Here is a 12,175-nt window from a genome sequence, read left to right as displayed (position 1 = left end):
GACTTGCTCTGCATTTAGATGATTTTTGGCTGGCATACTTCGGGCTTTTCTGTGACTTGTGATTTATTATTATACCAGTTTTAATGCGAAACAGCTTATTACCTCAACACCCTCTCTTAAACCCTTGTATTCCAAAAATACTCGTAGTTGATAGAACGCCCAAGAGTTAGACCTGCGGCGTTCTATTTTGTGACGTGGTTTTTGATTGGTTCTTTCCCTGATTCCAGTTAAATCTTCAATCGCAACAGTTGCGTTTTGTTGTTTTGCCCCGTCGATGATAGTCTTCGATATATTGTGATTCATCCACTGTTGAAAACGTCTCTCGCGCCCCGATAGCCGTACCAAAATCCGCCGACACCTACGCCGACTAGACCTTGTGCGTGTGGAAGCCTTTTTTTGGAGAGACGCTCTGGTTCTAGAATATCTATCCCTAGTCTCGGTTAACTTTTTGCCATCCCACTTATCCCCGTTGCTTGTTACTGCAATATCTCGTCTACCAAAATCCACACCAATTACGTTACTTGATTTGACAGGATATGGTGCTTCATCCTTCAGTTGAATGTGGATGTAATACTTTCCGTCGCGATGTTTGCACAGTTGGGCGCTTGTAGGCGTTCTGCCCTTAAGCTTGCCCCGTTGGTAATTACCAGCATCCAACTTAATATGTTCCCTGCCATCCACGGTGGTTAGGCTAACAGTCCAGTCTTTTTCTCGAAACGTAAAAATCCGCTGGTCATAATCAGCAGACGTTGGCTTGAATGTTTTAACTGGTTTGCGCTTCTGTTTGGCAGCTAGTCTATTAGCACCGACCCTAGCACAAGCCCTGACAGCTAAGTTTGCAGCCAATCCAAATTGAGAGCGCAAGTCCTCATAAACGATATTCTGGATCGTTGTTTTACTGGTTATACTCGGCTTGACTCTTTGATTGGTGTAGTTGCAAGCATCCGCAAACGCCTTCAAGGTTGCCTCGATTTTTACAACTTGTTCAGGGGTGGGGTTGAACTTACAAACTAGCGTCAGAACTTGTTTCATGAGTACAAGAATATCACTTATGAGATACTAAGGCCAAAAAATAATGATGTGCTGAAAGCACGTTTGTATAGAACCCATTTGACATCTTTGAGTTTTTGGGTTGGGTGACGAGAAATAAGCGAGAGAAACCGATTTCACGCCTTTTACGCTCATGTCGAGAAACCGGGTTTCTACGAGTTTTTGGGTTGGGTGACGAGAAATAAGCGAGAGAAACCCGGTTTCTGGGATTTACGCAAAATAGATATAAAATGGGTTCTATATTGGCGCGTCGCTTCCGAACCCTGCCTAGAAGTCAGGGGCTTGGGCGACGCGCATTGTTCGGTGAGCTAAAGTACCCATCTGTATATAACGACACTTTAATGAAAGAATCAGGTGCGGGGTTTGGAGTGTAAATTAAAAGTTTTCTCTGGTTAATTTCCGGTTCTCGCAATTTTTCCCGGCTGCGTAGCGCTGGTTGTTCTCGTTTCAGTTGGACGATCGCACCGAAATGCCCCAAGAGCGCTCTGGTTATACTTGAGTTTGATCGTGTGGTTTGTGCTGGTGTTCCTCTTCTCTGAGGCAGAGCCAACTTCACAGCAGTCTGGAATCGCCGCCACTGTTGGCGATAAATTTTTAAGGTAGCATTAGTTTTAAATCTGAGATTGACTGCAAATTTGTGTAGGATGTTACGATCGGTCGATCGACAAAACTTGACAAAGCGTCTATTTTTCCACCAAAAGCTAGATACCCTAGAAACTTCTGCTAATGTAGCCTAAGCCGTAAAAGACAGGAAAATTGTATGCAAATCCAAACGCCGGACTGGGTTAAACACGCGGTATTCTACCAAATATTCCCCGATCGCTTCGCCAAAAGCAAACAGCCGCGCAAACGCCTGCTGCAAAACTTCATGTGGGAAGAATGGCACGAAATCCCCACCCTCCAAGGGTACAAAGGCGGCGACTTGTGGGGCGTGATGGAAGAGCTAGACTACCTGCAAGACTTAGGCATAAACGCAATTTATTTCACCCCGATTTTTCAATCGGCCTGCAATCACCGCTACCACACCCACGACTACTATCAAGTCGATCCGATGTTGGGCGGCAATTCAGCGTTTAAAGAGCTGCTAGACGCCGCCCACGCTCGCAACATCAAAATCGTCCTCGACGGCGTATTCAACCATGCCAGCCGCGGCTTTTTCTTCTTTCACGACATCCTGGAAAACGGCCCCCATTCTCCTTGGCTGGATTGGTTTAAAATAGAAGGCTGGCCGCTATCAGCCTACGACGGCAATTTTCCTGCTAATTACGCAGGTTGGGACGGCAATCGAGCCTTGCCGGAATTCAATCACGACAATCCAGAAGTGCGAGAATACATCATGGAAATTGCCGAATACTGGATTAAATTCGGCATCGACGGCTGGCGGCTGGACGTTCCTTTTGAAATTAAAACTCCCGGATTTTGGCAGGAATTTCGAGAACGAGTCAAAGCAATTAATCCCGAAGCTTACATTGTCGGCGAAGTTTGGGAAGATGCGAGAGAATGGCTCGACGGCAGTCAATTTGACGGAGTGATGAATTATCTGTTTGCAGGGCCGACAATTGCTTTTACTGCGGGGGACAGAGTAGATTTAGCTCAAATTGAAGGTCGTTCTTATCATCCTTATCCGCCGCTGTTTGCTAAAGAGTACGGCGACAAAATCCAGCAGGTTTTGGAACTGTACCCGTGGCCGATACAGCTAACTCAACTCAATTTGTTGGCGAGTCACGATACAGCTAGGTTACTGACAATTGCTGGAGGCGATAAACCTAGTGTGGAACTCGCTACTTTGCTGCTGTTAACTTTTCCCGGAGCTCCCAGCATTTACTACGGCGATGAAGTTGGTTTACCCGGTGCTCTAGATCCCGATTCTCGCCGCGGTTTTCCCTTAGAAGCTGACTGGGAACTTGAGGTTTTAGATTATCACAAGCAGTTGATTGCTTTGCGGCACAAATATGCTGCCCTCCGCACTGGAGACTACCAAATTCTGTTTGCTGAGGGAACGGTTTACGTTTTTGCCAGAATTTTGGGGGATGAGGAAATAGTTGTTGCTGTCAATGTCGCGACTGAAGCCGCTAATATTAGCTTTGAGGCTGCTAATTTGAAATCTCCTCACGAGAAATTGTTGTTTGGTAAAGGTGAGTTTGTTTGGAAAGGTGAAGGGGAAACTCGACATTTAGAATTGATGCTGCCGGCGCGATCGGGCTTAATTTTAGGTTCGGATAATTAGTTTAAAATGTCTGCTAAGGTACAGGGCGGCGATTGGTTTGTAGTGAGGACTTTAGTCCGCAATCAGAGGACTAAAGTCCTCACTACAAACCGTCATTTTAGCAGTTTACAAACAGCAGAAAATTGATCGGAGGGCTGCAATCAGAGGACTAAAGTCCTCACTACAAACCGTCATTTTAGCAGTTTACAAACAGCAGAAAATTGATCGGAGGGCTGATGATTGTTGGAGCCTCTGTAGGTTACTCTGGTTGGTGGTGCGGATGGTTGGGCGCGATCGACCTTTTTGGCTTATCCTGGGTTCGCATCCTCGCCTTTTCCCAAAAACTGCTTGAGAATCTCACCGGGCTTCCTATCCCAAGTGTCGATATGTTGGTAAATTAAACCCTCCTCATCCAGCTTGTATGTAGAATAGCCGTTGAAGAAGATCCGGGGTTTCCAGGGTACGCGCAGTGTCCCGCGAACAGTCCAAGTTGCCACAATAGTATTAGGGGCTGTCTGACTTACGTCGTGCAAGTCGAAGTAAATCTCGGTGAAAAATAGCTGCCCGTGAAATCGCAGAGTCCAAAAGATAATGCGATAGTTGATTTTGCCTTTAAATTTGTTAACAGGGTCTTGAAAAAAAACATCTTTTGTGTAGATGTCGTAGGAGATGTCTTTCTCAAAAAGTGTCGGGAGATCTGCTTTGAGGATGTCTACTGTTTGTTCTACCTGCATTTGATATTATTTGAGAGCGCTGGAGCTACCACCTTGTGACAGTATTATCTGTAAGTTCACATGGATAATCTCGATCGACAACAAGAGCATCCAAAACTTGATACATCTAATTATATTGTCCGATCCCGCCTTTGGGCCGATCGGGACTTGCGACATCGAAACCTTGGCACAGATTTGACTGAACACCCCCACTCATCGGACATTCTCGCAGAAATCAACAGCGGCAAGCTGTTGATGGTAGATAGCCGTCGCCGGAACGGTCTAATTTTGATTAAAGGCTTCCACGCGGAGTTTGCCGGGCCTGGTGCGGCCGTTGGAGGTGCTTTTGATGCTGACTCGCAGCAGGCGATTCCTGTGGGGGATTTTTGTTTTGTTTGCCCTCTATCTCCCGCAGAAAGACAGAAAGCTTTTGGAATTAGGCGGCATTGGGTGCGGTTGACTGAACAGTTAACGGCAAAGCCTGTAGCTTTGGAACGGGCACAAATGATTTTAACTCAATTTGAACAATATTTTGATTTGGAAACGGTGGCACAAATTCCCGATGAAGTTTTGGGACTTTTAGTCGGCGTATTTCCCCAAACTATTCGCGCGGCGCGACAGATTGATAATTAGAAATTACATATATCCTGTCCGGCAAAATAATCCCGATAAGTTCGTAGTGAGGACTTCAGTCCTCTCTCGTTTCCTGAGGACTGAAGTCCTCACTACGAACCATTTTGTTAATAAGTCAAAATTGCAGAGATGCGATCGCAAGTTCGCTGATTTTCGTCGGGAGTACCCACGGTAATTCGCAAACCTCCGCCTGTGTGGCGAATTAAAGTACCTTGCTGTTTTAGCTGCTGCATGATTTGTTGGTGTTTGTGTTCTGCCGATTCGCCCTCAGCAGCTTTCACTCGCAGGTAAACGAAGTTAGCTGCACTCGGCCAAACTTGCAATTTTTGATGCTGAGTTAGCGCTGCAATTAATTTGGCTCTTTCTGATATAATTTCAGGAATTACTGCTAGCAATAATTGCCGCTGGGCGAGGGCAAACTCTGCCGCTGTTTGCGAGAAACTGGGAAGGTTGTAGGGAAGGCGGATTTTTTCTAAGGTGGCTGTTAGTTCGGGATGGGCGATCGCATATCCGACTCTCATTGATGCTAGTCGAAATGCTTTGGAAAATGTCCGCAATATTATCCAATTCGGATGCTGGTGCAATCTGTAGGCTAAGGTATTTTGGCTGAATTCAAAATAGGCTTCGTCAATTACTACTAAAATATCTTGGGGCAAATTTGACAGCCATTCTATTTCATCGGTTGTTAAAGCATTGGCTGTGGGGGAGTTGGGATGGACGACAAAGACGACGCGCACGGGGGGATTTTGATTTTGGTCTATCGCCCTTTTAGCCTCATTGATGTCGATCGCAAAATTATCCTCTCGGCGCGCAGCACTGACAACGGGAATTCCGAGGGTTGTGGCGGTAATTCCGTACATCGAAAAGGTGGGATTGGCGACGAAAATTGAGCCCGCGCCGCCCAAGCAAGTAGCGATTAAGAGCGATCGAATTAGTTCGTCGGAACCGTTACCGACTGAAATATTGTCGGCTGTAATGGCGGTTTTTGGAGGTAGAACCCCCCCTAGCCCCCCCTTGCTAAGGGGGGGGACATGAATGGATTCAGCCCCTAGCTCGGGGGCATTTAGGGATTCGTTGACGTATTGGGCGATCGCTTCTTTGAGTGCTGCGTGGCCTCCGTCGGGATAGCGATTTGTCTCAATTAACTGCTGGTAAGTCCAAGCTAGCTTTTGTTTTAATTCCTCTGGCAAATCACAAGGACATTCGTTGGTGTCTAGGCGATCGATCGCGCTTTCCGAGTGCGCTGACTCTCCTGAGGCGCCGCCCGGATGGGGAGTGTAGGCGGTAAGTTCGGCTAAATCTTTGCGGATAAAAGGCAGCATAGGATGATTTTTGCTCTGAGATTGTAGATTTTATATTTACGATTTGGTTGGTCACTATTAGGATAATTAGTCATTAGTTTAGGATCGCGAATTAAATAATTTACACTCTTGAAGGTGGAATGGGCGTGCCGCCCGTCCATAAAGAACGGGCGGCACGCCCATTCCACAAGAACAATAAAGATTGTAAGTTATTTAATTATCATTCCTTATGATGTCTAGCGTATAATCCTTGATTGTCATCAATGACTAATGACCAATGACTAATGACCAATGACCAATGACTAATGACCAATGACTAATGACCAATGACTAATGACCAATGACCAATGACCAATGACTAATGACTAATGACCAATGACTAATGACCAATGACTAATGACTAATGACTAATGACTAATGACTATTTTAATCGCGCCACAAAGCAATACCGCCCAACAAACCGCTGACATTCGGTACTATTTTAACATTGGGCGGTAAATCAGAAACAATCTTTTTAGTATTGCCGCCGCCGATGTAAAGGCGATCGCAGTTAAAGAGATTTTGCAGGGAGGCGATCGCTTTTTCCAGACGGCGGTTCCATCTTTTGGCACCTACGGTATCTAATGCGGCTCGCCCTAATTGCTGTTCGTAAGTTTCCCCTTTGCGAAACGGGTGATGTCCTAATTCTAGATTTGGCACCAAGATACCATCTACAAACAAGGCAGAACCGAAACCCGTACCGAGGGTAGTGACTAATTCTACCCCCGTCCCGGCAATGGCTCCCAATCCTTGAATATCGGCATCGTTGGCCACTCGCACAGGTTTTCCCAAGCGATCTTTGAGGGTAGTTGCTAGGTCAAAATCGATCCAAGACGGATCTAAATTGACTGCGGTTTTGGTGATCCCGCGAGAGACGACACCGGGAAAACCCACGGATACTCGGTCAAATTCGCCTTGTTGGCTGGCTAAAGAGGCGATCGTCTCTAATACCGGTTCCGGCTTTGGCGGTTGAGGCGTTTCTAAACGGCTGCGTTCAGTTTTGGGTTCACCTTCAGCGTCCAAAACCATAACTTTGATGCCACTTCCGCCAATGTCAACGGCTAAGGTGCGAGTCGATTTATCTTGTTCAGTCATTTAATTTTTGAAACTTGCAAGTTGGTGAGTCGGTTTGAGATTTTAGACGGGAGATTTTAGATTAACTCCACACAGGAATTTGGGAGTTTAAACGTTGGTCTAATGTTTTTTCACGACTTAAGTCGTAGGATTGTATCCATTTTTTGGCATGGTCAAATTTTAATTTTTGAATTGACAAAAGTTTTGCATCGCTTCCCAAATTTCCGCTAGGACATTTCCCAAAGAATGATCGTCCTCTAGTTCGATTAATTTCACCCAGGGACGATTATCTGAAAAACTTCTGCTAGCTTGAATCGGTACGATCGTATCATGCTTGCCGTGCAGAATTAACGTCGGCACCGATCGCATTAATTTTTCTTCAGGGTATGGAGCCATATCTGTCACAAACTGATAATTCAACGGCAAATAGCGCTGTTCGCCGTAGTGGTAAACTGGCAAATATTGCTCAGACTGCCACTTTTCTAACTGTTGCTGTCCCAACTGCGGCAGCCAATGGGAGAGAAATTGAAAAGCCGGTGCTAACAAAACGATTTGTTTTACTGATAATTGTCGCTGGGCCAGCCAAGCCGCTGTCAGCCCGCCAAAACTCGACCCAATTATGGTAACTTCCCCTAATTTTTTTACATTTTCTACAGATTTGGAGGAAGAGGTTTGCAGAAATTCTGTTTCTATTTGGTCTAATTGGCGCGTGAGAGTGAGGCGCGAAAAATCCTTTTGATTGAGATCGGGAGTTTTGAGGTCAATTCCTAGAGAATAAAAGCGATCGCGGAAATATTTAGCCTTAGTTGAATCTGGACTTGAAGCAAATCCGTGTAAATAAATGTAACTCGAATCGTTTTGTAGATTCATCCATAAAAATTGATGAGATTTACCAACTAATTATTTTAACTTAAAAAGGTTTATTGAGATCGACCTGCTGACACTGCACTGATGCAGCACCAAAGAAACCGGGTTTTTCGACGAAAAATCTATGCTTTTAGAATCGGACTGCGACAAGAAATCTGGTTTATGAGACTGTGCGTAAGTTATATGAAAGTTAATCGTCAGGTACTTTGTGGGCACCAGAGGATTAATATAATGTCCGGTGGATTGACCACAATAAGATGGGTTCGTAGTGCGGACTTCAGTCCGCAGCGTTTTGCGGACTGAAGTCCGCACTACGAACGGTTTTTGTAGTGCTAATCTACCGGACACGATCTAACTCAAAACACTCGTATATTACTGCGGTTTTGGAGAGTTTTGTCTCCGGGTTTTAGCAGTTTCCCTGCGCTGCTGCATCATTTGGGAGAACTGGCTGCGCTGTTCGGGTGTCAGCAATTCTCGCATTGCCAGCATACCTTCAAATTGTACCTCTTCTAACTGCTGCCTCAATCCCATGATTTGGCGGTGTTTGTCGCGCATTTGGCTGGTATTTGTCGTCGAACTAGACATCATCGTTTCCAATTCTTGTCGGGCTTGGCGGATTGCTTGCATTCGCTCGGAAACTTGGTCTTTGTAGCGATCGCGAACTGCCTGCATTTTCTGCTTTTGATCCGCGCTTAAATTTAGTTTCTCAAACAGCGCGTTCTGTTTGCCACCAAGTCGATTGGGACGCTGGTTTTGGGCAATAATTTCCGGTTGAGCGGGGCTGGGAGCGGCGGTTGCAGCGGCTGTAGTACCGAGGGTTAACATTAAAACTGCCATAGCAGAAAATTGGCGCATTGACATGAAAATTACCTCTTTAAGATTAGTTAATTTGTGGGCGGTTCGGTGTCAGCAGTAACAGCGTAATCAAATAAGTCTGGTTGCAGGCGATCGCTGATAGTTGCCGTGCGAGAATCGTTCAATACACCCTCCCAATTATTTACCAGAAATGCTTCCAAGTGAGCCGCCTCATCCGCCTGTAATTGTGCGGTAACTAGGGCGCGATAGCCAGAACCAAAAACTAGCAGGCCAGCGACGATCGCAGCCGGAAAACCCCACTGGGGAAAACCGACGAATTTTGAGCTTTTACTAGACTCTGTAAATCGCGAATAGCCGAGATGATTTAGCTCTCTCGCCCTGTCATTCCTATCTATGGCTGCTAAAACTCTTTGCTCAAAATCGGGGGCAGCGTCCGGAACTTTTGGGCGATTTTGCTTCAAGAAATTAACTAATTTGTCGTCGCTATTGCCATCGTTCACAGTTCATCAACCCCCTGTTTTTGCAAAAATTGTCGCACGGAATTTCGGGCATAAAATACGCGAGATTTGACAGTTCCCGCTGGCAGTCCTAAAATTTGGGCTACTTCTTTTTGCGGGATGTCTTCTAAGTCGTGAAGCACCAAAACGCTGCGGTGTTCAAAGCTCAATTGCTCCAGTCCTCGCTGCACTAAGTCTTGATAGTGCAACTGCATCAAGTCCGGTGTGTTATTATTGGGAATAACGCGATCCATTGTTTCTTGATTTTTTAGTTTGGAGTCAAAGGAATGTTGTTTGGCAAATGCTTGTCTTTGGTCAGATGCCACATTCCAAGTGATGCGATACAGCCAAGTTGAAAAGTTTTCCTGTTGTTTGAGTTTGGGTAATCCTTTCCAGACTCGCAGAAATACTTCTTGCGTTAAGTCGTCTAGAAGTGATGAACCGCAGAGTTGGTAAAGGGTTGACCTGACTTTTTGTTGGTAGCGCCCGTAAAGGTGGCGAAAGCAAGTACGATCGCCCTTTAAGCATTTATCAACTAAGTCGGAGTCGGAACAATCATCGATTAAAACATTGGCTGGCACACCTAACACCTGTGAAGTCTCCCCCACCTGTTCGTTATCTGAAGCGTTTAGACAGGAGAGGTGTGAAAAAGGTTCAATTTGTTTAAAATATTATTTTGAGCATGAATCCGCTAGAGATGGAAAGCTGCACCAATCTCAGCAACAGGCAAGATGCCAGTGCCACAAAATTAACAGGCAAGATGCCTGTGCCACAAAAATTAACAGGCAAGATGCCTGTGCCACAAAATTAAATTTGATTGTGGGGTGGGCTTCTAGCCCGCCCCTAACGACACGTCCCCAATATCAGTTCTAACTACTTACAGCATTTTTCCAATAAGTATAAGTTTCAAAACCAATACTTTCTCTGTCTTCATTATAAATCTCATCTAAACATTTAAAAAGAGCTAAAGCGTAATTTTTCAACCCCAACTCTGTCAAACTTGTCAAAATCCTCGTCAGCCGCAGGTAGTTGTGGTTAAATCTTTCAATCCACTCTGTTTTTCTTGAAAAATATTCCTCGGATTTGATAATCACAATTTCTGCGTTTTCCCCTTCATGGCATTTCAACCCGTAAAACGCCAGCAAGACATTGAAAGATTTGACTAAGCTATTTCTCAACTCTTCACTTGTTCTAAAAGCTTGAATAACCTCATCATCCAAAGTAGGTGCACTGGAATTAAAGCGACTTTTTTCTTTCAGCGGAAACAGCCATTGAATGTAATTGTGTACGCATTCCAGTTGCTCATAATCCCACGACCAAATATCGTCGATCGCCCGACCTTGCGAATCCGGCTGCTGACCGAGATAGAATGCTAAAATTTTGTTTTGTTTGGTTGAATTACTCATGAGTCCCTTCAAGGGCGGGCGGGACGCCCACCCCACAATAAAATTTAATTTGTGTGTGGAACAGGCCAGAAAGCCTGTTCTTAAAAATGGTTTTCTTCAGTCGGTTTTAACCGACTTTAGCTATTAGCCAGGGACTTAAGTCCCTGGCGGCTGCTGCTGAGTGCTGCTGGCTGCTTCGCCCTATTTACCGCAGAGTCACAAACTCTTCAGCAGTCGAGGGGTGAATGCCGATCGTCGAATCGAAATCTTTCTTGGTAGCTCCCATATTAACCGCGATCGCCATTCCTTGAATAATCTCGCCCGCGTCTTTGCCAACCATGTGCACGCCCAAAACTTTGTCAGTATTCGTCTCAACAACTAACTTGACAAAAACCTTCTCATCTGCACCTGTCAAAGCGTGAAACATCGGTCGAAACTTAGCTGTGTAGCACTTAATTGAGTCGGGAAATTTAGCTCTCGCTTCCTCTTCAGTTAAGCCGACGGTAGCAGCTTCCGGCTGGGAAAATACGGCTGATGCGACATTTTCGTGACTGATTGCTCTCGGATTGTTGCCAAATTCCGTATCGGCAAAAGCGCGTCCTTCGGCGATCGCAATTGGCGTTAAATTGATGCGGTTGGTGCAATCTCCCACGGCAAAAATGTGCGGCTGATTGGTGCGGCTGTCTTTGGTAACTGCGATCGCACCTTTTTCGGTTTCAACTCCCGCATTCTCCAAAGCCAATTTTTCCAAATTGGGCGATCGTCCCGTAGCGCACAAAACCGCGTCTACTGTCAAGGTTTCTGTGGATTTTCCCCACAATTGTAACTTCAAACCTTCAGGAGTTTTCTCAATCCACTCGATCGAGCTTCCTGTCACGAAATTAATCCCGTGTTTAACCATGCCTTCTTGCACGTTGGCGCGAAGTTCTTCGTCAAAGTAGTGCAGAATCTTTTCGCGCCGGATGATTTGAGTCACCTCACTTCCCAACCCGTTCATGATGCAAGCAAATTCAACGCCGATGTAGCCGCCGCCCAAAATTGCCAACCGTTTCGGCTGCTCTTTTAACAAGAAGATTTCGCGGGAAGTGATCGCGTGTTCGATGCCGGGAATATCGATTCTCTGAGCTTCGCCGCCGACAGCAATTAAGATTTTAGCAGCGGTGTATTTTTTGTCACCAACTTCGACAGTGTGGGGGTCGATAAATTTGGCGTATCCTGAGATTAATTCAACTCCGGCTTTTTCGAGGAAGCTGATGTGGAGTTTGCTGAGCCGCCGCACTTCTGTGTCTACAGTGGTGACGAGTTTTTCCCAATTGAAGCTGGTTTCTACAGGGCTCCAACCGTAGCCGATCGCATCTTCGTACAAATGCGAAAATGTAGAGGCGTACACCATGAGTTTTTTGGGGACACAGCCGCGAATGACGCAGGTGCCGCCTACTAAGTCATTTTCGGCGATCGCCACCTTCGCCCCGTAGGATGCCGCCCGCTTAGAACTCGCCAATCCGCCGGAGCCTGCACCTATCACAAACAAGTCGTAATCGTATGTCATAATTGTCGCTAGTTTATTATCTCAATTTTACCAATTTTACGCTAG

General features: G+C 45.7%; 13 protein-coding genes. 3 read left to right on the top strand and 10 right to left on the bottom strand.

Annotated features, from left to right (window positions below; translation table 11 throughout):
• Positions 1–69: 69 nt before the first annotated feature.
• On the bottom strand, positions 70–1,032 hold the full coding sequence (locus tag JGK39_RS19745; RefSeq protein WP_366048921.1) for a transposase: 963 nt from the start codon (positions 1,030–1,032) through the stop codon (positions 70–72).
• A gap of 778 nt (positions 1,033–1,810) precedes the next feature.
• On the opposite strand from JGK39_RS19745, the gene JGK39_RS19740 reads away from it, so the two are divergent.
• On the top strand, positions 1,811–3,277 hold the full coding sequence (locus tag JGK39_RS19740) for a glycoside hydrolase family 13 protein (protein WP_293247847.1): 1,467 nt from the start codon (positions 1,811–1,813) through the stop codon (positions 3,275–3,277).
• Between the two features lie 287 nt (positions 3,278–3,564).
• Here the strand turns inward: JGK39_RS19740 and JGK39_RS19735 are convergent, their stop codons facing one another.
• Positions 3,565–3,990, bottom strand: a complete 426-nt coding sequence (locus JGK39_RS19735; RefSeq protein ID WP_293247846.1) for a DUF2358 domain-containing protein — start codon at positions 3,988–3,990, stop codon at positions 3,565–3,567.
• A gap of 60 nt (positions 3,991–4,050) precedes the next feature.
• On the opposite strand from JGK39_RS19735, the gene JGK39_RS19730 reads away from it, so the two are divergent.
• Complete coding sequence (locus JGK39_RS19730) at positions 4,051–4,602, top strand: hypothetical protein (RefSeq protein WP_293247845.1); 552 nt, start codon at positions 4,051–4,053, stop codon at positions 4,600–4,602.
• A 107-nt stretch (positions 4,603–4,709) separates the two neighbouring features.
• On the opposite strand, the gene JGK39_RS19725 is transcribed toward JGK39_RS19730, so the two are convergent.
• The 6 genes from JGK39_RS19725 to JGK39_RS19700 all read right to left on the bottom strand — a co-directional run bounded on the left by JGK39_RS19725 (position 4,710) and on the right by JGK39_RS19700 (position 9,786).
• Complete coding sequence (locus tag JGK39_RS19725; protein ID WP_293247844.1) at positions 4,710–5,924, bottom strand: histidinol-phosphate transaminase; 1,215 nt, start codon at positions 5,922–5,924, stop codon at positions 4,710–4,712.
• A gap of 405 nt (positions 5,925–6,329) precedes the next feature.
• Entirely contained in the window at positions 6,330–7,037 is a 708-nt protein-coding gene (locus JGK39_RS19720; protein ID WP_293247843.1) for an ROK family protein, read from the bottom strand.
• Between the two features lie 159 nt (positions 7,038–7,196).
• Positions 7,197–7,886, bottom strand: a complete 690-nt coding sequence (locus JGK39_RS19715; protein WP_293247840.1) for a YqiA/YcfP family alpha/beta fold hydrolase — start codon at positions 7,884–7,886, stop codon at positions 7,197–7,199.
• A gap of 369 nt (positions 7,887–8,255) precedes the next feature.
• On the bottom strand, positions 8,256–8,720 hold the full coding sequence (locus JGK39_RS19710; protein WP_293247838.1) for a Spy/CpxP family protein refolding chaperone: 465 nt from the start codon (positions 8,718–8,720) through the stop codon (positions 8,256–8,258).
• A gap of 47 nt (positions 8,721–8,767) precedes the next feature.
• Complete coding sequence (locus JGK39_RS19705; RefSeq protein ID WP_293247836.1) at positions 8,768–9,199, bottom strand: hypothetical protein; 432 nt, start codon at positions 9,197–9,199, stop codon at positions 8,768–8,770.
• On the bottom strand, positions 9,196–9,786 hold the full coding sequence (locus JGK39_RS19700; protein ID WP_293248075.1) for a sigma-70 family RNA polymerase sigma factor: 591 nt from the start codon (positions 9,784–9,786) through the stop codon (positions 9,196–9,198). Before JGK39_RS19700 ends, JGK39_RS19705 begins: the two co-directional genes overlap by 4 nt.
• A gap of 92 nt (positions 9,787–9,878) precedes the next feature.
• On the opposite strand from JGK39_RS19700, the gene JGK39_RS19695 reads away from it, so the two are divergent.
• On the top strand, positions 9,879–10,007 hold the full coding sequence (locus JGK39_RS19695) for a hypothetical protein (RefSeq protein ID WP_293247834.1): 129 nt from the start codon (positions 9,879–9,881) through the stop codon (positions 10,005–10,007).
• A 58-nt stretch (positions 10,008–10,065) separates the two neighbouring features.
• Here JGK39_RS19695 and JGK39_RS19690 read toward each other — a convergent pair whose 3' ends face one another.
• Positions 10,066–10,602, bottom strand: coding sequence for an opioid growth factor receptor-related protein (locus JGK39_RS19690; protein WP_293247832.1), 537 nt, complete (start codon positions 10,600–10,602; stop codon positions 10,066–10,068).
• A 184-nt stretch (positions 10,603–10,786) separates the two neighbouring features.
• Positions 10,787–12,130 (bottom strand): glutathione-disulfide reductase, encoded by a 1,344-nt coding sequence (gene gor, locus JGK39_RS19685; protein WP_293297190.1) that lies wholly within the window; start codon positions 12,128–12,130, stop codon positions 10,787–10,789.
• Positions 12,131–12,175 lie beyond the last annotated feature (45 nt).

It is taken from the genome of Microcoleus sp. PH2017_12_PCY_D_A, from assembly GCF_020738565.1.
GTDB lineage: Bacteria > Cyanobacteriota > Cyanobacteriia > Cyanobacteriales > Microcoleaceae > Microcoleus.
This window is presented reverse-complemented; position numbering and strand designations above follow the sequence as displayed.

What these genes read in the sequence shown, in the direction of transcription:
- JGK39_RS19695 (WP_293247834.1), top strand. Translation starts at nt 9,879, where the DNA reads ATGAATCCGCTAGAGATGGAAAGCTGCACCAATCTCAGCAACAGGCAA.
- JGK39_RS19715 (WP_293247840.1), bottom strand. Translation starts at nt 7,886, where the DNA reads ATGAATCTACAAAACGATTCGAGTTACATTTATTTACACGGATTTGCT.
- JGK39_RS19690 (WP_293247832.1), bottom strand. Translation starts at nt 10,602, where the DNA reads ATGAGTAATTCAACCAAACAAAACAAAATTTTAGCATTCTATCTCGGT.
- JGK39_RS19720 (WP_293247843.1), bottom strand. Translation starts at nt 7,037, where the DNA reads ATGACTGAACAAGATAAATCGACTCGCACCTTAGCCGTTGACATTGGC.
- gor (WP_293297190.1), bottom strand. Translation starts at nt 12,130, where the DNA reads ATGACATACGATTACGACTTGTTTGTGATAGGTGCAGGCTCCGGCGGA.
- JGK39_RS19735 (WP_293247846.1), bottom strand. Translation starts at nt 3,990, where the DNA reads ATGCAGGTAGAACAAACAGTAGACATCCTCAAAGCAGATCTCCCGACA.
- JGK39_RS19740 (WP_293247847.1), top strand. Translation starts at nt 1,811, where the DNA reads ATGCAAATCCAAACGCCGGACTGGGTTAAACACGCGGTATTCTACCAA.
- JGK39_RS19730 (WP_293247845.1), top strand. Translation starts at nt 4,051, where the DNA reads ATGGATAATCTCGATCGACAACAAGAGCATCCAAAACTTGATACATCT.
- JGK39_RS19710 (WP_293247838.1), bottom strand. Translation starts at nt 8,720, where the DNA reads ATGGCAGTTTTAATGTTAACCCTCGGTACTACAGCCGCTGCAACCGCC.
- JGK39_RS19745 (WP_366048921.1), bottom strand. Translation starts at nt 1,032, where the DNA reads ATGAAACAAGTTCTGACGCTAGTTTGTAAGTTCAACCCCACCCCTGAA.
- JGK39_RS19725 (WP_293247844.1), bottom strand. Translation starts at nt 5,924, where the DNA reads ATGCTGCCTTTTATCCGCAAAGATTTAGCCGAACTTACCGCCTACACT.